At 65.0% G+C, this 20,695-nt stretch carries 24 protein-coding genes and 1 tRNA gene; 15 read left to right on the forward strand and 10 right to left on the reverse strand.

Annotated elements, in window-relative coordinates:
- Nucleotides 1–2 precede the first annotated feature (2 nt).
- Nucleotides 3–755, forward strand: a complete 753-nt coding sequence (locus ACFO5X_RS15580; RefSeq protein ID WP_380718510.1) for an SDR family NAD(P)-dependent oxidoreductase — start codon at nt 3–5, stop codon at nt 753–755.
- Here the strand turns inward: ACFO5X_RS15580 and ACFO5X_RS15585 are convergent.
- The 4 genes from ACFO5X_RS15585 to ACFO5X_RS15600 all read right to left on the reverse strand — a co-directional run bounded on the left by ACFO5X_RS15585 (nt 745) and on the right by ACFO5X_RS15600 (nt 5,622).
- A complete protein-coding gene (locus tag ACFO5X_RS15585; RefSeq protein WP_380718512.1) occupies nt 745–1,404 on the reverse strand; it encodes a class II aldolase/adducin family protein in 660 nt (219 codons plus the stop codon). The two genes, ACFO5X_RS15580 and ACFO5X_RS15585, sit on opposite strands and share 11 nt — an antisense overlap.
- A gap of 16 nt (nt 1,405–1,420) precedes the next feature.
- Nucleotides 1,421–2,692: a four-carbon acid sugar kinase family protein gene (locus tag ACFO5X_RS15590; RefSeq protein ID WP_380718514.1), complete on the reverse strand. Its 1,272-nt coding sequence runs from the start codon at nt 2,690–2,692 to the stop codon at nt 1,421–1,423.
- 22 nt (nt 2,693–2,714) lie between these two features.
- Complete coding sequence (locus tag ACFO5X_RS15595) at nt 2,715–4,379, reverse strand: N,N-dimethylformamidase beta subunit family domain-containing protein (RefSeq protein ID WP_380718516.1); 1,665 nt, start codon at nt 4,377–4,379, stop codon at nt 2,715–2,717.
- An 82-nt stretch (nt 4,380–4,461) separates the two neighbouring features.
- Nucleotides 4,462–5,622, reverse strand: coding sequence for an aminotransferase class III-fold pyridoxal phosphate-dependent enzyme (locus ACFO5X_RS15600; RefSeq protein ID WP_380718518.1), 1,161 nt, complete (start codon nt 5,620–5,622; stop codon nt 4,462–4,464).
- 466 nt (nt 5,623–6,088) lie between these two features.
- Between ACFO5X_RS15600 and ACFO5X_RS15605 the strand changes: the two genes are divergently transcribed.
- From ACFO5X_RS15605 to ACFO5X_RS15625, 5 genes are all read left to right on the forward strand, one after another.
- Complete coding sequence (locus ACFO5X_RS15605; RefSeq protein ID WP_380718520.1) at nt 6,089–7,186, forward strand: ABC transporter ATP-binding protein; 1,098 nt, start codon at nt 6,089–6,091, stop codon at nt 7,184–7,186.
- A complete protein-coding gene (locus ACFO5X_RS15610; RefSeq protein WP_380718522.1) occupies nt 7,183–8,052 on the forward strand; it encodes an ABC transporter permease in 870 nt (289 codons plus the stop codon). Before ACFO5X_RS15605 ends, ACFO5X_RS15610 begins: the two co-directional genes overlap by 4 nt.
- Complete coding sequence (locus ACFO5X_RS15615) at nt 8,049–8,864, forward strand: ABC transporter permease (protein ID WP_380718524.1); 816 nt, start codon at nt 8,049–8,051, stop codon at nt 8,862–8,864. The genes ACFO5X_RS15610 and ACFO5X_RS15615 overlap by 4 nt, the downstream gene beginning before the upstream one ends.
- Nucleotides 8,865–8,906: 42 nt before the next feature.
- Entirely contained in the window at nt 8,907–9,956 is a 1,050-nt protein-coding gene (locus ACFO5X_RS15620; protein WP_380718526.1) for an extracellular solute-binding protein, read from the forward strand.
- Between the two features lie 107 nt (nt 9,957–10,063).
- Complete coding sequence (locus ACFO5X_RS15625; protein WP_380718528.1) at nt 10,064–10,753, forward strand: TetR/AcrR family transcriptional regulator; 690 nt, start codon at nt 10,064–10,066, stop codon at nt 10,751–10,753.
- Nucleotides 10,754–11,297: 544 nt separating this feature from the next.
- Here ACFO5X_RS15625 and ACFO5X_RS15630 read toward each other — a convergent pair.
- Nucleotides 11,298–11,381, reverse strand: a tRNA-Tyr gene (locus tag ACFO5X_RS15630).
- Between the two features lie 107 nt (nt 11,382–11,488).
- Here ACFO5X_RS15630 and rlmB point away from each other — a divergent pair.
- The 3 genes from rlmB (at nt 11,489) to ACFO5X_RS15645 (ending at nt 13,476) form a co-directional block, all read left to right on the forward strand.
- On the forward strand, nt 11,489–12,271 hold the full coding sequence (gene rlmB / locus ACFO5X_RS15635) for a 23S rRNA (guanosine(2251)-2'-O)-methyltransferase RlmB (RefSeq protein WP_380718530.1): 783 nt from the start codon (nt 11,489–11,491) through the stop codon (nt 12,269–12,271).
- Between the two features lie 109 nt (nt 12,272–12,380).
- Nucleotides 12,381–12,827, forward strand: a complete 447-nt coding sequence (locus tag ACFO5X_RS15640; RefSeq protein ID WP_380718532.1) for a YHS domain-containing (seleno)protein — start codon at nt 12,381–12,383, stop codon at nt 12,825–12,827.
- A 178-nt stretch (nt 12,828–13,005) separates the two neighbouring features.
- Nucleotides 13,006–13,476 (forward strand): CoA-binding protein, encoded by a 471-nt coding sequence (locus tag ACFO5X_RS15645; RefSeq protein ID WP_380718534.1) that lies wholly within the window; start codon nt 13,006–13,008, stop codon nt 13,474–13,476.
- Here the strand turns inward: ACFO5X_RS15645 and ACFO5X_RS15650 are convergent.
- Together ACFO5X_RS15650 and hisF are read right to left on the reverse strand one after the other, a co-directional pair.
- Entirely contained in the window at nt 13,473–13,790 is a 318-nt protein-coding gene (locus ACFO5X_RS15650) for a phosphoribosyl-ATP diphosphatase (RefSeq protein WP_380718536.1), read from the reverse strand. The two genes, ACFO5X_RS15645 and ACFO5X_RS15650, sit on opposite strands and share 4 nt — an antisense overlap.
- Nucleotides 13,787–14,548, reverse strand: a complete 762-nt coding sequence (gene hisF / locus ACFO5X_RS15655) for an imidazole glycerol phosphate synthase subunit HisF (protein WP_380718538.1) — start codon at nt 14,546–14,548, stop codon at nt 13,787–13,789. The genes ACFO5X_RS15650 and hisF overlap by 4 nt, the downstream gene beginning before the upstream one ends.
- Before the next feature lie 73 nt (nt 14,549–14,621).
- On the opposite strand from hisF, the gene ACFO5X_RS15660 reads away from it, so the two are divergent.
- Entirely contained in the window at nt 14,622–15,731 is a 1,110-nt protein-coding gene (locus ACFO5X_RS15660) for a THUMP domain-containing class I SAM-dependent RNA methyltransferase (RefSeq protein WP_380718540.1), read from the forward strand.
- A 38-nt stretch (nt 15,732–15,769) separates the two neighbouring features.
- On the opposite strand, the gene hisA is transcribed toward ACFO5X_RS15660, so the two are convergent.
- Nucleotides 15,770–16,486 carry a 1-(5-phosphoribosyl)-5-[(5-phosphoribosylamino)methylideneamino]imidazole-4-carboxamide isomerase gene (gene hisA, locus ACFO5X_RS15665; RefSeq protein ID WP_380718542.1) on the reverse strand — a complete coding sequence of 239 codons (717 nt, stop codon included), beginning with the start codon at nt 16,484–16,486 and terminating at the stop codon, nt 15,770–15,772.
- 134 nt (nt 16,487–16,620) lie between these two features.
- On the opposite strand from hisA, the gene ACFO5X_RS15670 reads away from it, so the two are divergent.
- Nucleotides 16,621–17,010, forward strand: a complete 390-nt coding sequence (locus tag ACFO5X_RS15670; protein WP_380718545.1) for a DUF2147 domain-containing protein — start codon at nt 16,621–16,623, stop codon at nt 17,008–17,010.
- Nucleotides 17,011–17,019: 9 nt separating this feature from the next.
- Here ACFO5X_RS15670 and hisH read toward each other — a convergent pair whose 3' ends face one another.
- Nucleotides 17,020–17,655: an imidazole glycerol phosphate synthase subunit HisH gene (hisH, locus tag ACFO5X_RS15675; protein ID WP_380718547.1), complete on the reverse strand. Its 636-nt coding sequence runs from the start codon at nt 17,653–17,655 to the stop codon at nt 17,020–17,022.
- Nucleotides 17,656–17,725: 70 nt separating this feature from the next.
- A complete protein-coding gene (hisB, locus tag ACFO5X_RS15680) occupies nt 17,726–18,313 on the reverse strand; it encodes an imidazoleglycerol-phosphate dehydratase HisB (protein ID WP_380718549.1) in 588 nt (195 codons plus the stop codon).
- A 211-nt stretch (nt 18,314–18,524) separates the two neighbouring features.
- Here hisB and ACFO5X_RS15685 point away from each other — a divergent pair, with 211 nt between their 5' ends.
- The 4 genes from ACFO5X_RS15685 to ACFO5X_RS15700 all read left to right on the forward strand — a co-directional run bounded on the left by ACFO5X_RS15685 (nt 18,525) and on the right by ACFO5X_RS15700 (nt 20,693).
- Nucleotides 18,525–18,866 carry a zinc ribbon domain-containing protein YjdM gene (locus tag ACFO5X_RS15685; protein ID WP_380718551.1) on the forward strand — a complete coding sequence of 114 codons (342 nt, stop codon included), beginning with the start codon at nt 18,525–18,527 and terminating at the stop codon, nt 18,864–18,866.
- A 140-nt stretch (nt 18,867–19,006) separates the two neighbouring features.
- Nucleotides 19,007–19,246 carry an Lrp/AsnC ligand binding domain-containing protein gene (locus ACFO5X_RS15690; protein ID WP_380718553.1) on the forward strand — a complete coding sequence of 80 codons (240 nt, stop codon included), beginning with the start codon at nt 19,007–19,009 and terminating at the stop codon, nt 19,244–19,246.
- A 175-nt stretch (nt 19,247–19,421) separates the two neighbouring features.
- A complete protein-coding gene (locus ACFO5X_RS15695; protein ID WP_380718555.1) occupies nt 19,422–20,210 on the forward strand; it encodes a cyclase family protein in 789 nt (262 codons plus the stop codon).
- Nucleotides 20,211–20,213: 3 nt separating this feature from the next.
- Nucleotides 20,214–20,693 carry a MarR family winged helix-turn-helix transcriptional regulator gene (locus ACFO5X_RS15700; RefSeq protein ID WP_380718557.1) on the forward strand — a complete coding sequence of 160 codons (480 nt, stop codon included), beginning with the start codon at nt 20,214–20,216 and terminating at the stop codon, nt 20,691–20,693.
- Nucleotides 20,694–20,695: the final 2 nt, after the last annotated feature.

The following is a 20,695-nucleotide window of genomic DNA, read 5'->3' on the forward strand; positions in this document are numbered from 1 at the left end:
AAATGATCATCGTGACCGGGGGCACCCACGGCATCGGCCGCGCGGCCGCGCGCATCCTGGCGGGCGAGGGGCATCGCGTGCTGATCGCCGGCCGCGACGCCGAGGCCGGAGAGGCCGCAATGCGCGAGATCGCCGGCCTGCACTACATCTGCGCCGACATTTCCGAAGAGGCCGGCTGCCGGGCGATTGTGGAACGCGCGATGGAACTGGGGGAGGGCCTCATCCGGGGCCTGGTCAACAACGCGGGGCTTGGCCGCCGCCATGTCTTTGCCGATACGACGGTGGCGGACTGGGACTTGCTGATGACCGTCAATGCCCGCAGCGTCTATCTCATGACCCGGCTGGCGCTCGACGGTTTGATCGCGGCGCGGGGATCGGTGGTGAATGTCGCCTCGATCGCCGGTCGCGCAGGCGAAGAGGAACTCGCGCTCTACACAGCTTCCAAGGCGGCCGTGATCGGTCTGACGCAAGCGCTGGCACTCGAACTCGGCGACCGGGTGCGCTTCAACGCGATCTGCCCCGGCCAGATCGGTACGAGAATGATGGGCAAGGTGCTCTCCGACCCCTATCGCCGCCGCGCGCTGGAACTGCGCATTCCGGTCGGCCGCATCGCCGACCCTGCCGAAGTGGGCGAGGTGATCGCCTGGCTGGTCTCGGACAGGTCGAGCTATGTCAACGGCGCGGTGATCCCTGTCGATGGCGGCGAGACCGCAGGTCTGCGAAATCCGCGCGCCGTGGATGAGCCTAGGATATGACCTCTGCCGGCGTGCCGTAGCCGTATGTCTTGTACTGCCGGTGCACCACGGCCATCTCTTCTTCCGACAGCAGCACCGGCGAACCCATCGCGCGCGCGAGTTGAAACTGGCGCGCCAGCACCTCGAGCTTCTCAGTGCGTCCCATCGCCGTCTCGAGATCGCCGGCCAGCGCGATCATACCGTGATTGGCCATGAGGCAGGCGGTAAAGCGGGTGCCCATGGTCGCGACCACCGCCTCCGCCAGCGCCTGCGAGCCGAAGGTCTCGTAGGGCGCACACGGCACCTCGTTGCCGCCAAAGCTTGCCACCATATAGTGGAACGGCGGCATCGGCTCGCGCAGGCAGGACAGCGCCACACAGTAGGTCGGATGGGCATGCAGCACGGCGCCGGCCTCGGGCCGCCGCTGGTAGAGCGCGGCGTGGAGCGCCCATTCGCTCGACGGCTTCCAGTTGCCGCTGAACCTCCCGTCGAAGGATACCGCAGAAATCTGCCCCGGCTCCATCCGGTCGGGCGGGATGCCCGATGGTGTGATCAGCATCCCCGCTTCGAAACGCATGGAAATATTGCCGGCCGTCGCGTTCGAAAGCCCGCGTTCCACGCAGAGGCGGCTGTAATGGACAAGCGCCTCGCGGATCTCGCCTTCTGTCATTGCCTTTGCTCCTCGCTTAGGGCCGCATGGCCTCAAGGGCGCGCAGCAGGACGTCGGGCGTCCCGAGCTTGCCCGATTTCAGGAAAAGCGACATCGGGTCCTCGCCCTCGGCGATGCAGAAGCCGCCGCCGAGAGGTCCGCGGCCCAGCGCTCTTACGCGGGCAATGCCGAGAGCGCCAATGACAGACCCAGAGGTCTCGCCACCGACCACGATCAGCCGCCGAACGCCTCCCGCATGAAGTCCACGCGCGATTCCGGCGAGCAGACGTTCCGCTCTGCGTGCGGCGCCAATGCGGCCCATTTTCTCCTGCGCGCGGCCGACACCGGCGGCATCGGCGCAGGTGGTGATGGCGAAGGGAGCCGCCCCGATCCTGCAGCGCGCCCAGTCGAGTGCCGCCTTGATCTGCGCGTCTTCCGTCCGTTCGTCCAGCAGGTCGAGAGTCAGGATCTCGTGGCTTGCGCAGAAGGCCGCCAATTGCCCCTCGGCCACCGGCCCGACACTACCGACCAGCACAGCCGCCGGTCCGTCCACCTGTTTTGGCGGCGTGGCAGTTCCCCTGAAGGCGGCCGCCCGCGCCAGCCCGAAACCGACCACCAGCGGGTCGCTGGCCACGAAGGCCCGGCTGTCCAGTGCGAGTTGCGTGCTGATCTCGATGTCATGTGCATCGCTGCTGTCGAGCAGCACGTGGCGATGCCCGGCCGCGACCACACCCGCCAGCGCCGCCCGGGCTGCCGCTTCGCCCTGGATGAGCTCGAGATGGCTGACCAATCCGAGCGGGCTGCGCGTCTGGTGCGACAGGAAGCGCACGAGGTTCGGGTCCGGCATGGGCGTCACCGGGTCGAACCGCTTGACCGACTCATTGACCAGGGTTGCCTGGTAAAAAAGGTACCCCTGATGCACCGTTGCGCGAAACTCCGGGAAGCCAGCGCTGATCAGCATCGGTACCTGGCTGTAACGGTCTGCCAGGAGGTCGGCGGCAATGCCGATATTCCCTTCCTCGGTTGAATCGAAGCTGGCGCAGGCCTTGTAGGCAACTGTGCCGCAACCCAGCGCGTCGAGCGAATCTAAGCCACGCGTCATCTCGGCCAGCGCATCGGCCGGAGGGCTGAGGCGCATCCGCCCCGCGACGACGACTATGGGTGCCCCGCTGTCATCCGCCGCCGCCACCGCCGGATCGAAGTAGACCGGGCATTTGATCCCGGCCTCCTCGAAGTAGCTCGCGACAAGCAAACCGCCGGTAAAGTCGTCCGACAGGATGCCGTAGACCGGCTCGCTCCGTTCGCTCATTCCATCCTCCCCCGAAACTGCGTCAGAGGCCGCCGAAGCGGTCCAACGCATTGCGCGTGATCGTTTCGGTGAAGGGATCGCGCCGCGTCAGGCCCATGATCCACTCGCAGGAGCCGGCCGTCAGCACTTCACCCTTGCCGCGCTTCATCGAAACCACCATGCCCGAACCATACTGGTAATTCCGCCGCGCCGTGTCGAAATCCTCGGGCGCCAGTTCGGCCAGCCCGTTGAGGTCGGAATCGCGCACGTAGTATCGGTAACCCGGACCCTCATGCTCGTATTCGAAAAGTACTGCCGGGCTCATCGCCAGGATTTCTATGCCATCGGGGACACCTGGATCGGACACGGCATAGGGCAGGCCGCGCTCGAAGGTATAGTTCAGCCCGTCCACCTCGTAGCCGAATATTCCGGCCTCGGCACCGAACACATCCGCATAGCGCAGGTCGGTTCCTTCAAAGACCCAGTGCTCCGGCCGGTAGACTGTGAACCCTCGCGACCCGCGCGGTGCGAAGCCGCCCCAGCTTCCGTACATCCCATGGCAGCCGTTCACCCCCACGGTCGAGGCTCCGGGCCAGTTCACTCCTCCGCTTTCCCAGCTTGCCGTCAGCAGGTGCTTTAGCGACGGATCGTCCCGCACTGGGTCCATTGTCGGCGCCTTGAATTTCCAGCAGACCTGCCGTGCCCCTTCATTCTCGAGCCGGATCTGCCAAAGGAAGTTGCCGCCGAACCGCGAAAAGCCGCCTCCGCGCTCGACAAAGGCTTCGACCGTCTTGCGCATGTCGTATGACCAGTATTCGTCATGGCCCACAGTCACGAGGCAGCTGTAGTCGTCCAGGATCTCGGGGCGGAACTGCAGGTCGGTCTGGGTAATGATGTCGAAGCCATAGCCTTCGCGCTCGGCCCAGACCGCGAAATGCCGGTCGAACTGCGCCCAGCCTGCGGCGGCATAATACTGGCCCCAGCCATGGGAGTAGCCCCACTCTTTCGAAGGGTAGCCCGGCAGGTCGTTCATCTCGGGCATCCGATTCTGCGCAATCCGGGCCGCACCCTTCGGCAGCCAGAGCATCCCCCGCGTCCACGGGCGGTGCAGGCTCAGGTGCGGCGAGCCCTCGTTGCCATTCGGACCCCAGGTGCCGAAATAGTGGTTTGCGCCGCCCCAGTCGTTGTAGGCGGTCCAGGTGCCGGTCGCGAGCATGAACAGGATCTTGCCCTGCCGCGTATCGGCGGTTGGCCGGACTACGACAAAATGATGTTGAACGAACCTTTGTCCGTCCTTTCTCAGGCAAGTCGAGACGATCCGGTAGAAGCCGGGGCGCTGGCTCGCCGGGATTGCCCAGGAATGCACCACCGGCCAGTCACAGCCGTCCATGTAAGCGGTGCCACTGGTCGGAGCGAAGGTGCCCGGCAGATCGAAGGCCTCATGCGCCATCTCGGGCTTCCAGCCGTCGCGATAAATCTGGATCGACCATCGGTCTGCCGTGGTCGACCCGTGAAACTCCACCGTCTCGCCCGGATCATAGGACATCCGGTCGGTATAGACGAAAACCTCGGCCAGCTCAGGGTCCTCGCGAGGGCCGTGATACCGGTAGTCCGAGAGGAAATGCTCGTCGGCATGGCCTTTGCGCACCGCCCAGGGGCGGATGGCGTGCGGCCCGGTTTCGGGAAAGCGGAACGTGGATCTTGTCATGCGCGGCCCTTTCAGGGACAGAGAGAGCAGGGCAGGCGCACCCAAGCCGGCCCCGGCGAAAATCGGCTTTCAGTCGCGCCGCTCACGCCACGGCGGTCCGGTTGCGGGCCAGGGCGGCAAAGGCCTTGTCGATCGCGTCCAGCGCCTCGTCGATGACTGAGTCGGTATGGGCCAGTGACAGGAACATGTTGTGCTTGTTGTGAAGGTAGACCCCGCGCGCCAGCGCCTCGCGGCACAGGGCCTCGCCCAGCCGCACGTCAGGGTCGTCGTTGAACTGCATCAGCGGAATCGCGGGCGGGCCGGAGAGGCTCACCTCAAAGCCGTGCCGCGCGGCCGAACCGGTCACGCCCTCGGCGAACCGCTTGCCGGCTGCCTCCAGTCGGGCCGGGCCGTTTTCGCGCTCGAGAATTTCGATCACCTTGACGGCCGCCGCCATCGGCGCGCCGCCATACCAGAATGATCCGGTGACGAACACCTGCTCGCCGGCCGCGCGGAACCGGGCGTTTCCGGTAACCGCGGCCAGCGGCCAGCCGTTGGCGATGGCCTTGGAATACCCCGCGAGGTCTGGCCGGACGCCGACGTTTTCCCAGCTGCCGCCCAGGTTCAGTCGGAACCCCGCACGCACGTCGTCCAGAACAAGCGCGGCATTCAGCCGGTCGCAATGCGCCCGCGCAGCCTGCGCGAAGGCGCGCGTCGGCAGCTCCTGCCGAACGCCCAGATCGTGGCGGAAGGCCGACACCACGATTGCGGCCAGATCCTCGCCCGCCTCGGCAACCGCCGCGTCAAGGCTGGAAATGTCGTTGTAGGTGAAATGGAGCAGGTGCGCCCGGTCTTCCGCGGTCACACCGATCAGCGAGGGCGAGCACCACGGCACCGCGCCATGATAAGCGCCTCGCGCCACCAGCACCTTGCGACGTCCGGTGCCCGCGCGTGCGAGGGTGACGCAGGTGGTCATGGCATCCGAGCCGTTCTTCTGAAACAGCGCCCAGTCGGCATGGAGGATGGTCGCCACCAGCTTTTCCGCCAGCACCACCGCGTGTTCGGTCGGCCCGTCGAGGCAGTCGCCCGCATCGAGCTGCGCGCGCGCCGCCGCTTCCACTTCGGCATGGCGGTGCCCAAGGATGATCGGGCCCCAGCTGCACATGAAGTCGATATAACTGCGCCCGTCCACGTCGCGCACCCGCGCGCCTTCGCCGCCGGCAAAGAACTGCGGATAGCCGGCCGGCACCGCCGCTGCGCGCATATGCCCCCACATTCCTCCTGGAATCACATGCCTTGCGCGCGTTCGCAGCAGAGAATCACGTGTGGGGGTCGGATCGGTCATCTGAGGCTCCGGTTCGCGGCTGGGGCGCCTTGTGGCGCAGGGCAGGATCGCCCTTTCACGATATAACAAAAATCCGAGTCGATCGTCGTTCGTCAAGAGGGAATCGGGAAGTAGTTAGATTAATTTCAGACAAGCACTTCGCGGCATCCTGCATGCCCGGATTGTAACCGTAACCTTTGATTGTGCCGTAAAACATGGGGTTTATCGCTATGTTGAAATGGTCGGCGAGCACCTGAACTGCGTGATTTTCAAAGCATGAGATCAGGTGGGGGCAAAATTATCGGGGCTAAACCTGAACTTTATTGATTTTTCTGGTATATCATCTAGCGTCAGATTCGTCCGCTGCGGGAAAGCCGTGGGGACGTGGTCCAAACAGGGGGTGCGCATGGGCGAAGAGGCGGTCAGGCCGGTCGTGGGGGCCCGTATTTCGGTGCGCGGCCTCGATAAGGCCTTCGGCACGTTGAAGGCGGTCGACGACGTCTCCATCGACATCGCACCCGGTGAATTTCTCGCCCTGCTCGGCCCCTCGGGCTCGGGAAAGTCGACGGTGCTGATGATGCTCGCCGGCTTCGAAGTTCCGACCGCCGGCCAGATCCTGATCGACGGGCAGGATTGCACGCGCCTGCTGCCGCAGAAGCGTAACATCGGTATGGTTTTCCAGCACTATTCGCTGTTCCCCCACCTCAGCGTCTTCGACAATGTGGCCTTCCCGCTGAAGATGAGGGGCATCGGCCGCGTCGAACGCCGGCGCCAGGCAGCCGCCGCGCTCGAGGTCGTGAGGTTGCAGGGCTACGGAGACAGGATGCCCGCGCAGCTTTCCGGTGGTCAGCGTCAGCGGGTCGCGCTGGCCCGCGCCATCGTATACAAGCCGCGGCTGCTGCTGATGGACGAGCCGCTCTCGGCTCTCGACAAGAACCTGCGCGAGGAAATGCAGCTTGAGATCAAGCGGCTGCACTCCGATCTGGGTATCACGGTAGTTTTCGTCACCCACGACCAGGGCGAGGCGCTGACAATGGCCGACCGCATCGCCATCCTCCGCGGCGGGCGGATCCAGCAGATTTCCCCGGCACGGGAACTCTACGAACGCCCCGCCAATCTCTTCGCCGCCGGCTTCATCGGAGAGATGAACATGATCCCGGTGGTCTGGGACGGTGCAAAGCTGGCGCTGGGGCAGGGCGACACCATGGTGCCATCCGCTTCTTCCTTTGTCGGTGCGCCGGGCCAGGGCCCCGCCACACTGGCGATCCGTCCCGAACGCCTGTCTGTCACCGCGCCCGAAGCCCCCGGAGCGCTGTCTGCGCGGCTCGAGGAAGTGGTCTATGCCGGCGCCGGCACGCTGGTCATCGCTCGCCTCGACGATGGCACCGAGATCCGCGCCCGGGTCGCCTCGGCCGCTTTGCCGTCGCTGTCCAAGGGAGAGCGGATCGGGCTCCTCTGCCCTCCTGAAGCCATGCTCGTCTATGGCGAGAGGGCCGCAGCGTGACCCTGTCCGATTTCTTCCGCCCGGACGGTCGCCGGCTTTCAAAGGCAGGAATTCTATTGCTGATGGGCCCGTTCTTCCTGCTCATCGGCTTCGCTTTTCTCTATCCGTTGCTCAGCCTGCTCTCGATTTCGGTCCTCGAACCGCAGCCCGGCCTGCAGAATTACGAGCGCATCCTCGATAACCCGGTTTATGCGACAGTGCTTATGCGGACGCTCTGGATCGCCTTCTTGGTCTCGGTCCCGTCGCTTCTGCTCGCTTTCCCGGTGGCCATGGCGATGGTTTCCTCGGGGCGGGGCATGGCGATTTTTATCACTGCCTGTGTGCTCCTGCCGTTCTGGTCGTCGGTACTGGTGCGCACCGCAGCCTGGGCCGTGCTGCTGCAACGCAACGGCATCGTCAATGGCCTACTCCAGTTGGTCGGGATCACGGACGAGCCCGTCCGCCTGCTTTACACGCAAGGCGCCGTCGTGGTCGCGATGACCCACGTGCTGATGCCGTTCATGGTGCTCCCGATTTATGGCGCCCTGCGCAACATACCCGCTGACTATGGCCGTGCTGCGCAGATTTGCGGCGCCGGACCGATACGCAGTTTCCTGGAGGTGACGCTGCCGCTGGCCCTTCCGGGCGTCCTGGGGGGGGTCATTCTCGTCTTCCTCAGCGCGCTTGGCTACTTCATCACCCCGGCCCTGCTCGGCTCGCCGCAAGAGATGATGATCTCGACCCTGATCTCGCAACAATTGCGCGAGTTTCTCGACTGGCCCTTCGCGGCCGCGCTCGTCGGCGTCCTGACGCTCTTCGTCACCGCGATCACGCTGATCTTCAGCCGCGTTTTCCGCTTCGACCGCATGCTCGGAGGCCACCTGTGAACGCCGCCGTGAATCCCCGCAAGCTCCTGCTCAACGCCTATGTCTATGCGGTGCTGTTCTTCGTCCTGGCGCCCATCGTCATCATTCTGCCGATGGCGTTCAGCACGACCGACTACCTGACCTTCCCTCCGGTCGGCTTCACCACCAGCTGGTTCGGAGAGTTCTTTGGAAGCTCGCGCTGGATGGGCGCGACCGCCTTTTCGTTCAAGATCGCCCTGCTCACCTCGCTGACAACCGCGGTGATCGGCACCATGTCCACTTACGCGCTGATGCGGGGCGCAGGCAGCCTGGGAACCTTGTTTCAGGGACTGCTCATCGCACCGATCGTGGTGCCGCATATTGCCCTGGCCGTGGCGCTTTACCTGTTCTTCCGCCAGACCGGCCTCTCCAGCACGGTAACCGGATATGTTCTTGCGCATTCCGTGATTGCGATGCCCTTTGTCGTCTTCACCATCGCTGCCGCGCTCAGTTCGGTCGATCCCACTCTCGAGGATGCCGCGATCAGCTGCGGCGCCTCGCGTTTCGCCGCTTTCCGGCTGGTGACGCTGCCGCTGATCCTGCCGAACGTGCTCTCGGGGGCGCTCTTCGCCTTCATTCTTTCCTTCGACGAGCCGGTCATCACCTTCTTCCTCGCCGGCATTCGCGACAAGACGCTGCCGCGAATGATGTTCGACGATATCGAACAGAACCTGACCCCGGTCATCCCGGCGATTGCCGTGCTTCTCACCGTCATCTCGATCTTCGTCCTGCTCGCCGCCGCGCTGCTGCGGCGCGTGGCCGAAACCCGGTCCAGTCCGTCCGATGCGGACTGAACGGAACGTCTGTGGAAATTCAGATCAACAAGGAGGCCGACTATGAAGACACCGAACCGAATAGTGACCCTGGGAACGGCGCTTGCCGTTGTCGTCGCCGGCACCGCCGCAAGGGCCGACGAGATCGTCATCGCCACAACCGGTGGTCTGATGCGCAACACGATGGAGGAATTCTTCTACAAGCCCTTCACCGAAGCCACCGGAACCGAGGTCATTCCCTTCGACATCGAAGTGCCTGACCAATGGGCGAGGGCCGAGGGCATGGTGCGCTCGGGCACAGTGGAATTCGACATCGTGACCGCGACCGGGCCCGACCTAGTGGGCAAGGCCGACATGCTGGCCGACATCCCCTGCGATACGCTGGAGAACGTGAAGAAATACGCGCTGCCCGGCGCCTGCCAGCCCAAGGGCGTCGCCCGCACCACCGGCGGCATGGTGCTCAGCTACAACAAGGAGGCGTTCGCCGGCAAGGAACCCAAGACTTGGGCCGACTTCTGGGACGTCGAGACCTTCCCGGGCCCGCGCGGTCTGCCTGACACCGGCGACAGGGATTGGTGGCTGCCCACTGTGGCGCTGCTGGCCGACGGCGTAGCCAAGGAAGACCTTTATCCGCTCGACCTCGATCGCGCCTATGCCAAGCTCGAGGAAATTCGCCCGCATATCGCCGTGTGGTGGAAGACCGGCAACCAGGTTCAGCAGATCATGCGCGACAACGAGGTCGTGATGACCATGGCCTACAGCGGTCGTGCGCTGAAGGTGATCCAGGACGGTGCGCCCTTTGCCATGGCATGGGATGGAGCGATCCGCGATACCGGCTATCTGGCCATCCTCAAGAATTCGCCCAACCCCGAGGGTGCGATGAAGTTCATCGACTTCTTCTACGGCGACGCGGAGGGGCACCCGGGCTTTATCAAGGCCGTCGGATATGCCACGTCCTCGACCATCGGGCTGAGCCAGTTGCCGGAAGACGAACAGAAGCTCTACGCCACCTATCCGGCCAACTACGAGCAACTGGTGTCGCCCGATTTCGAATGGATCGGTGCCCACCGCGACGAGCTGCGCGAGCGCTGGAACGCCTGGCTGCTGAAGTGACTTAGAGGCGGGCGGGACGGCCCTGCGCCGCCCCGCTCCGCAGCCGCCGCGCTTGTGACATCCGGGCTGACACCGTAAGTTGCCCCCCAGTCCGCGGAGAGCAAGGTTTGAGTAGGACCAACGAAAACGCGATAGCCGGCAGCGCGAACCGTTCGATGCGCCGCCGCGGAGTCGAACGCTACAACCTCCTGCTGGACGCCACAGAGAAGCTCCTGACCGACAGCGGAGACGAGGATATCAGCCTCGCCCAGATCGCCGAGGTGGCCGGAGTATCCCTGGCTTCGGTCTATTACTTCTTTCCCAACCGCAATGCCGTCTACGTGGCGCTGGCAACCCGCTTCAACGAAGAGATCTACCGCCGCTCGATCCTGCCGCTCCGCGATCCCGAACCGCAAACCTGGCAGGAACTTCTGGCAATGAAACACACCAGCGCTGCGGCCTTTCAGAACAGCCGTCCGGCCGCGCTGCGGCTGTTTCTAGGGGCAGGGGTCTCGGTCGCCGTGCGCAATGCCGACTTCGCCGGCAACGCCCATATCGCCCGGAGCCGGGCACGGATGTTCGAGGCCTATTTCGACATGCAGCCGATGCCGGACCTCGCCCATTGGCTCGAGATCTCCGCGGCGGCGATGGACGGAATCTGGGCGCTGTCCTACGGCCGTCATGGCGAGATCACCGAGGAATACCGGCGCGAAGGCACCGCCTGCGCCATCACCTACCTGCGCCGCTTTCTCCCCGAGTACCTTCCCCGCAAGCCGCTCACGGAAGGAGCGCTCGACCGAATCCTGATCGTGGACTGATCCCGCCGGCCCCCTCTGTAAGATGACCTCGACGCGAGATGGGGCAGGGCGCCAGATGGCCTATCTCAATGTCGCTGCGCGCACGGACGCTCTGTCCTGGAGTTGTGCGCGCAGGTCGATTGGAAGCGACCGAGGTTAAGCGCTACCTCGATTGCGGAGATCACCGAACGGGAGGGACTGCGCAGCGGAAGTGTCAGCTGCATCCTGCCGCCCGCCTGGCTCGCGGCGGACATTGCCACCGCAATCCTGGCCGGACATCAGCTCGCCGAGCTGTCGGCGAAACGGCTGAGAGACCTCCCGGACCTCCCCCTGAACTGGGCCAAGCAACGCCGCGTCCTGGGATTCCCGGCCCGCTGACACCCCTCCGGGAATAGCCCAAGACCTCACGCGAAATCGGGCCACAGAGACTTTTGCCCGAAACGGCCGAAAGCCGGCCCGACAGAGACGTCTCTGTGCGAAATCCACAGCAGATATGTCCGGTAACCTCCTGAAATGTCGAGGTCTCTCCCTTGAGGGGATATCTGCCGAGCATGGAAGGGGTGGATGGTGGGCGACCCTGGAATCGAACCAGGCGTGCGTCTCCGCGAGGGAGTTACAGTCCCCTGCCACACCTTGCGGCCTGTCGCCCACACCCCTTGTGCATTGCACCCGGAGTGGAGGCGTGATTACTAGCGGGCCTGAGGGGCGTCAACAGGAAAATCCGGAGCCTTGCAGAGAGATTTGGCGGAGGCGGTGATGGTCAAGAAACCCAAATGGGTCATTGAGAAGGAACAGGCGCAGAAGGTTGCGGCGACTGAAACTGTCTGGCTCTTCGGCCTCCATGCGGTGCGGGATGCACTGCTGAACCCGCGTCGTGAAAAGCTGCGCCTGCTGGTGACGAAGAATGCGCTGGACAAATTGGCCGAGGCGGTCGCGGCAGCAGGAATGGAGCCCGAGATCGAGGAGGCCCGCCGTTTCAGCGCCCCCATCGACCCCGGCTCGGTCCACCAGGGCGCCGCGCTCGAGGTCAGGCCGCTCGACTGGGGCCGTCTGGAAGAGGTCTGCATCGGCGCCGCCACGCCCCGCGTGGTGCTGCTCGACCGGGTCACCGACCCGCATAACGTGGGGGCCATCCTGCGCACTGCCGAGGTCTTTGGCGCCAGCGCCGTGATCGGCACCCGCCACCATTCCGCGCCCGAGACCGGGGCGCTTGCCAAGGCCGCCAGCGGGGCACTCGAGCGCCAGCCCTACCTGCGCGTCAAGAACCTGGCCGAAACCATCGAGGAACTGCAGTCCTTCGGCTATCTTGTGCTCGGTCTGGCTGGCGAGGCCACACAAAGCATCGAAACCGCGCTCGAAGGCCGCCGCGACCGCCCCGTCGCGCTGGTGCTCGGGGCCGAGGGGCCGGGCCTGCGCGAAAAGACCCGCGCGACGGTCGATGAACTCGTCCGGATCGACGCCGCAGGCGACTTCGGCTCGCTCAACGTCTCTAACGCCGCCGCCGTGGCGCTCTACGCTGCACGCGCCACAGGGGTGTGAGTCAAAGTCCACACGGCCGCGCGCAGCGGATCACATCGGCGTTTGTCGGCTTCCGGCAGAAGGATCTGCACCCTATTCTGCTCTGCATTCACTGCCGCGGAGCCGCCCGATGATCCTGCGCCACCCTCTGGCCCTTCTTGCTCTTGTCCTGCTGCTGCCTCTGGCGGCGCGGGCGGACGAGCCGATGATCTATGCCAGCAACGGCCAGGCGATCCAGGGCTATGACACGGTCGCCTATTTCACCGATGGCAAAGCGGTAAAGGGCGACCGGCGTTACAGCGTGATGTGGAAGGGCGCGATCTGGCTCTTCGCCAGCGCTCAAAATCGCGAACTCTTCGAAGCCAACCCCCGCGGATATGCGCCCCGCTATGGCGGCTACTGCGCCTATGGCATGGCGCGGGGCAGGGTGGTCGGCTCAACCCCGGAAACCTGGGCCATACGCGATGGCCGACTGTATCTTGTCAACGGCAGCGCCATCGCCGCGCGCTGGCAGAAGGACGCCGAAGCCGAGATCGCGCTTGCCAATGCCAACTGGCCGGCCGCTCTTGCCCGTTGATGCGGCGAATCACAGTTTTGCGATCCGGCCTTTTCGTTTTCAAACCATCACCTAAATACATCACAGGCGCAGGCCGGAACGCCTGTTGCTCATATTACTGTCCCTCGTTCCGTACCTTGCGCCCCTGGTCTCATCCAGGGGCGCTTTTTCTTTCCTGACAGGCTGCTATGGTGAACTCATGCCACAGTATTCCGACGACCTGCTGACCCGGACCCTCAAGCGCGCGCGGACCATCGCCGTGGTCGGTGTTTCGACCAATCCGGTGCGCCCCAGCTATTTCGTGGCGCGCTACCTGGGCCTCAAAGGCTATCGCGTGATTCCGGTCAATCCGGTCAACGCCGGCGAGACTCTCTTCGGGCAGACCATCGTGGCCAGCCTCTCCGACATCACCGAGCCGGTCGATATGGTCGATATCTTCCGCCGCTCCGAAGCCGTGCCCGAGATCGTGGACGAGGCGCTGGCTGCCTTCCCGGACCTCCAGACGATCTGGATGCAGATCGGCGTCGAACATGCCGAAGCGGCAGCCAGGGCCGAGGCACGGGGCGTTACAGTGATCCAGAACCGCTGCCCCAAGATCGAATATCAGCGTCTCTTTGGCGAACTCCGCATGGGCGGCTTCGCCACCGGCGTGGTTTCGTCCAAACTCTAGGCGCCCGGGCGCCCCGCCTTCTCGGCGATGCCTGAAGTGCCCTCGCGTCGCTCCAGCTCGGCCAGCACGTCGTGCAGCGAAACATCGCGCGCCGCCAGCATTACAAGGAGGTGGTAAAGCACGTCCGCCGCCTCGGCGGTCAGCTTCTCCCGGTCGCCTTTCACCGTCTCGATGATCGCCTCGACCGCTTCCTCACCGAACTTCTCGGCGCATTTCTCCGGGCCTTTCGACAGCAGCTTGGCGGTCCAGCTCTCGCTTGGATCCGCCCCGCGACGCGCCGCGATGGTGGCGGCCAGCCGCTCCAGCGCACTCATGTCAGCCTCATCGGAATGCCTGCCGCAGCCATATGGGCCTTGGCCTCCCCGATGGTGAAATCGCCGAAATGGAAAATCGAGGCGGCCAGGACCGCGCTGGCATGACCCTCCAGCACCCCATCGACCAGATGGTCAAGCGTGCCGACCCCGCCCGAGGCAATCACCGGGACATGCACGGCATCGGCAATCGCCCGCGTCAGGGGCAGATTGAACCCGGCACGGGTGCCGTCCCGGTCCATCGAGGTCAGCAGGATCTCCCCAGCGCCCTGGTCCACCACCGTCCGCGCGAAATCCACCGCGTCGATGCCGGTCGGCTTGCGTCCGCCATGGGTGAAGATTTCCCATTTGCCCGGCGACACGGTCTTGGCGTCGATCGCCACCACGATGCATTGGCTGCCGAAACGATCCGCCGCCTCGGCCACCACTTCAGGTCGCGCCACGGCCGCCGAATTGAAACTCACCTTGTCCGCCCCGGCCAGCAGAAGGTCTCGCACATCCTCGACCGTGCGAACGCCCCCGCCCACGGTCAGCGGGATATAGCACTGCTCGGCAGTTCGCGTGACCAGATCGAACATCGTCCCCCGGTTCTCGTGCGTCGCGTGGATGTCGAGGAAGCACAGCTCGTCCGCCCCCGCCGCATCATAGGCGCGCGCGGCTTCCACCGGGTCGCCGGCATCGCGCAGGTCGACGAAATTGACGCCCTTGACGACACGGCCGTCGGCGACATCGAGGCAGGTAATGATCCGGGTCTTCAGCATGTCCCGCTTATGGCGCGGATCTCGGGCTTGGGAAAGGGGTCGCGCGCATACGAAGGGCAGGGTATGAGGCGCGATGGACAGTGATTTCGAGATATTCCTCGTCGCCCCGCCCGGACTTGAACCACACCTCGCCGCCGAGGCGCGCGCGGCGGGTTTCGACGGCGTGACAGAACAGGCGGGCGGCGTCGCCCTGCGCGGCGGCTGGGCAGAGGCGATGCGTGCCAATCTCGACCTGCGCGGCGCGGTCCGCGTGCTGGTGCGCTTCGCCAGCTTCCGCGCGATGCACCTCGCCCAGCTCGACAAGCGCGCGCGCAAGGTCGATTGGTCGGCAATCCTGCGCCCCGATGTGCCGGTCAAGGTAGAGGCGGTCTGCCGCGCCTCGCGCATCTATCACCACAAGGCCGCCGCCCAGCGGATCGCCCGCGCGATCACCGAAACGCTCGGGGCACCACTCGCAGAGGATGCATCGGTGCGTATCCTCGCCCGCATCGACGATGACCTCTGCACACTCTCCATCGACACCACCGGCGACCCGCTGCACAAACGAGGACACAAGGAGTTCGTTGGCAAGGCGCCCCTGCGCGAGAATATGGCGGCGATGTTTCTCGCGGAATGCGGCTTCGACGGCTCGCAGCCCGTGGTCGACCCCATGTGCGGCTCCGGCACCTTCGTGCTCGAAGCGGCCGAAATCGCGGCCGGTCTGCAACCCGGCCGCAGTCGCACCTTCGCCTTCGAGCAACTCGCCCTCTTCGATCCCGCCGCCCTGGCCGCGCTCCGCCGTCCCGCGCCCGATCGAACGCCCGAGCCGCGCTTTCTCGGCTTTGATCGTGATCAGGGCGCGATCCGCGGCGCCGCGGCCAATGCTGCCCGCGCCGGCCTCTCCGCTTGGTGCCGCTTTGCCTGCCAGCCGCTCAGCGCGCTCGAACGCCCCGATGGCCCGCCGGGCCTGGTCATGATCAACCCGCCCTACGGCGCCCGGATCGGCGAGAGGAAACAGCTCTTCGGCCTCTACGGCGCGCTCGGCACCGTTTTGAAAGAGCGATTCCGTGGCTGGCGCGTCGGCATCGTCACTTCCGACGCGGGGTTGGCCAAGGCGACCGCGCTGCCCTTTCTGGAACCCGGCCCGCAGGTCGCCCACGGCGGCCTCAAGGTCCAGCTCTGGCGCACCGCGCCCTTGCCCTAAACCCTGTACGCGCCGGTTCCAGGCGCGAAGCCGCCCGGTCAGCCCAGAAGTTTCAGGGCGTCCGCCAGATCGATCGCACCATCATACAGCGCCCGCCCCGAGATCGCCCCGGCGATTACCCCGGTCGCCTTCAGCGCGACGAGGTCCTCCATCCGGCTCACCCCGCCCGAGGCGATCACCGGAATTGTGACCGCGCGCGCCAGCGCCTCGGTCGCCGCGATGTTCGGCCCCTGCATCGCCCCGTCCCGGTCGATGTCCGTATAGATGATCGCCGCTACTCCGGCGTCCTCGAAACTGCGGGCGAGGTCGGTCGCCATCACCTCGGTTTCCTCCGCCCAGCCCCGCGTCGCGACGCGTCCCTTTCGGGCGTCGATCCCCACCGCGACCTGTCCCGGGAACGCCCGGGCCGCCTCGCGCACAAGGTCCGGATTCTCCACGGCGACCGTGCCCAGGATCACCCGGGCCAGCCCGCGCCCAAGCCAGTTCTCGATGGTGGCCATGTCGCGGATGCCGCCGCCCAGCTGGCAGGGCACCTCGACCGCCGCCAGAATCGCCTCGACCGCCGCCGCGTTCACCGGCGCGCCGGCAAAGGCGCCGTTCAGGTCCACCAGGTGGATCCAGCCGCAGCCCGCCGCCGCAAAGGCGCGGGCCTGCGCCGCCGGGTCGTCGTTGAAGACCGTCGCCTTCTCCATCTCGCCGCGCAGCAGGCGCACGGCCTGGCCGTCCTTGAGGTCGATGGCGGGATAGAGGATCATCGGCAGGTCCTTTCGCAGTCGGATCGGCGCGATATGGCACAGCCCTGCGCAGGATTGCAACGCGCCCCGACGTCGCCCTTGTCCGACTCGATACTGCCTGCGACACTTGCGCCGAACCGGAAAAGAGGTCCCAAATGAAATACCTTCTTCTCGGCGTTCTCGCCTCCTTGACCTTGGCCGGCGCCGCCCTGGCCCAGGATCCGATCTTCGGCACCTGGAAGACCGAGCCGGATGACGGCAAATACTCCTACATCGAAATGAAGCAATGCGGCGCGGTGATCTGCGGCGTCGCGGTCAAAAGCTTCAACGAGTCGGGTGAATACGCCAGCCCGGTGCTGGGCAAGCAGATCGTGCGCAACATGAAAAACGACGGCGACGGTCAGTATTCCGGCGAGGCCTGGCGCCCCTCGAACGACAAGGTTTACGTCGGCAAGGCCACTCTCAACGGCGACACGCTTCGGATGAAGGGCTGCGTGTTAGGTGGGCTGATCTGCTTTGGTCAGAACTGGACGCGGGTCAACTGACCAGCGCCTTCAAGGCCGCCACCGCAGGAAATTGGCGATCAGCCGCAGGCCCACCGCCTGACTTTTCTCGGGGTGGAACTGAAACCCGATCATGGTGTCGCGCCCGACGATGGCGGTGACCTCTCCGCCATAGCCGACATGGGCGATCCGCTGGGTCGGGTCGCTCATCCGCATCTGGTAGGAGTGCACGAAATAGGCGTGATCTCCGGTCGAAACGCCCTCCATCACCGGATGCGCCCTGTCGATCACCAGATCGTTCCACCCCATATGCGGCACCTTCAGCGCGGGATCGTCCGTTACGATCCGCTCGACCTCGCCGTCGATCCAGCCCAGACCTTCGACCGTCTGGTATTCGTGCCCGCGCTGCGCCATCAGCTGCATCCCGACGCAGATGCCCAGAAACGGGCGCCCGCGCCGTTCGACCGCCTCGACCATCGCCTCGAAACAGCCCGAGCGCCGCAACGCCGCCGAACAGGCCGGAAAGGCGCCGTCGCCCGGCAGCACGATGCGGTCGGCGCGCGCCACGTCCTCGGCCCGGTCGGTGACCAGTATCTGTCCCGCGCCGGCCTCGGCCGCCATCCGCTGAAACGCCTTCTCGGCGGAGTGCAGGTTGCCGCTCTCGTAGTCGATGATGACGGTCAGCATGGGGCGTGCCTTTCGCAGTTCGGCCGAGGATTAGGCGAGATCGCCGCCGGTGCCAAGCCGGCGGTCGCCCTCAGAGCATACCCTTGGTCGATGGCACCGCATCGGCCTTGCGCGGGTCGGTCTCGACCGCTTGGCGCAGCGCCCGCGCCACTGCCTTGAAGGCCGCCTCGGCGATATGGTGGCTGTTGATCCCGTGGACACGGTCCAGATGCAGGGTGATCCCGCCATGGGTGCTGAGGGCCTGAAAGAACTCGCGCACAAGCTCGGTGTCGAAACTGCCGATCTTCGCCGTCGGCATGTCCACGTTCCACACGAGGAACGGCCGTCCCGACAGATCCAGCCCGCAGACAACCTGCGCGTCGTCCATCACTAGCCGGCACTCGCCATAGCGCCGGATACCCCGCTTGTCGCCAAGCGCCTGCGCCAGCGCCTGACCCAGCGCGATACCGGTATCCTCGACCGTATGATGGTCGTCGATGTGCAAATCCCCCGTGGCCCGCACGGTCATGTCAATCAGCGCATGCCGCGCCAGCTGGTCCAACATGTGATCAAAGAACCCGACCCCGGTCTTGTTGTCATAGACCCCGGTTCCGTCGAGATTGATCTCGACCGAGATATCGGTCTCGGCGGTCTTCCGCGTGATCGTGGCCTTGCGCATTGGTCATTCCCTCATGGTCGCGCGGCCTTATAGGCGGCGGCGGTGTCCATTCCAAGGCAGCGCGCGGGGATTTCCCTCGGATGTGGCGGTGTTACTAGGGGAAGGAGGCGGCGCGGAAGACGCGCAATGCAAGCTTGGCGCGATGACCTGAGGCTCAGGGGAAGAGGATTTTGCCCTGTTCTCCATCCTGTCATCAGGTTACTGGCACCTCATGACCGATACATTGCCGCCATGTCCCGAATGTTCCTCGACCTACGTCTACCAGGTCGATGCTCTGCTGAATTGCCCCGAATGCGGACACGAGTGGGTGCCCGAAGAGCCGGGCAAAGGAGCTCCAGAGGTGCGTGACAGCGTCGGGAATGTCCTCACAGACGGCGACACCGTCACGGTGATCAAGGACCTCAAGGTTCAGGGGTCTTCCTCGGTGGTCAAGGTCGGGACCAAGGTTCGCAACATTCGGCTGGTCGACGGCGATCACGACATCGATTGCAAGATCCCGGGCATTGGGCAGATGGGCCTGAAATCTCAATTCGTGAAGAAAGTGTCTGGATAGACCGCCGGCCACGGCCGCCCCGGCCGGACGTCAACTCCGGATCTCACCAACACCCGCCCGCCGTTCAATCCGCCGCAGGGGGATTGCATGGACCCCGTTGCCATGCCAGCTTGGCGTCGACCAAGCGAGGCCCCAAAGACATGAGCACCTGCGTCTTCATCCAGATCCGTTGCAAGCCCGGCACCACCTATAAGGTGGCCGAAGACATCGCGCTGCGCGAAATCCACTCGGAACTTTATTCCACATCCGGCGACTATGATCTGTTGATGAAACTCTACATCCCCGCCGACGCCGATGTGGGGAAATACATCAACGATCATCTGCTCGACATTCCGGGCATCGAGCGGTCGCTGACGACCATGACCTTCAAGGTGTTCTGACCTCCGCCGACGGGTCTGGTATCTGCACTTGCATACAGTGATTGCTGGGTCGGGGGGCTCTCGATCTCTCATTCCGTTCGATGCGTGTTAAGCTTCGCGAACCGCGCGCAAGAAGTTATTTGCATCTGCATATAAATTCGCTAGGTTTCCTGCGTCACCACAGGGAGAATCCGCGATGGGCACCGCAGAACTGCTGGTTCAACTCGGCGACGGGCTTCTCTCCGGCGCAATCCGCGTCGTCGATCTGAGCGGCCCGCTGGGGCCAGACACCCCGATCCTGAAACTGCCGCCCGAACTGGCACGCGATACGCCCAGGATCGAGATCCACAAGATCAGCGAATACGACAAGGACGGTCCGTTCTGGGCCTGGAACTGGATGAAGCTGGGCGAGCATTCGGGCACCCATTTCGACGCGCCGCACCACTGGATCACCGGCAAGGACTATGCCGACGGTTTCACCGACACGCTGGACCTTTCCCGCGTCGTTGCGCCGGTCAATGTGATCGACTGCTCGGCCGAGGCCGCCGCCGACCCCGATTTCCTGCTGACCGCCGAAGGCGTTCGCCACTGGGAGGCCGAGTACGGTGCCATCGGCGCCGGTGAATGGGTGGTGATGCGCACCGACTGGGACGCCCGCGCCACCAGCGAAGCCGCTTTCCTGAACGCCGACACCACCGGCCCGCATTCGCCCGGTCCGACGCCTGACTGCATCGAATACCTGCTCTCCCGCAAGATCGTCGGATGGGGCACGCAGTGCATCGGCACAGATGCGGGGCAGGCGGGCGGCATGACCCCGCCTTTTCCGGCCCACAATCTGCTGCACCGCGACAACTGCTTCGGCCTTGCCAGCCTCGCCAACCTCGACCAGCTGCCCCCGAAGGGCGCGATCCTGATCGCCGCGCCGCTCAAGATCGCCAACGGCACCGGCAGCCCGATCCGGGCACTGGCCCTGGTCGCGGGCTGAGCGGTGGACGACCAGACCCCTCCGGCCCGGGCGATCCCCACGCTGGGCGAAATCGGCCTCAACCGGTTTGTGCCCTACCTGATGAACCGCACCATGGGCCGCTACAACGCCGACCTCCAGCGCGCCCTGAAAAAGCGCGGCCTCACCACGATGAAGATGCGCACGCTTGCAATCCTCGCCGTGGTGCCGGGGCTGACGATCAACGAACTCTCGGTCTACGCCATCAGCGAGCAGTCGACGATGAGCCGCACGCTCGAATCGCTCGAAGCGGCCGGTCTCGTCCGCCGCGAGGAACGCGAATCGGACGGTCGCGTGCGCGAAATCTACCTCACTGCCGAAGGCCGAGCCTGTTTCGGCGATATCTGGCCGCTCGTGCATCAGGGCTGCGAACGCATGTTCGACGGCATAACCGAGGCCGAGCGCGAGGCCTTTGTCCAGACGCTGCAGAAGATGTTGCACAACGTGCGCCGGAACGAATTCTGACC

It is taken from the genome of Seohaeicola nanhaiensis (assembly GCF_042654245.1).
GTDB lineage: Bacteria > Pseudomonadota > Alphaproteobacteria > Rhodobacterales > Rhodobacteraceae > Seohaeicola_A > Seohaeicola_A nanhaiensis.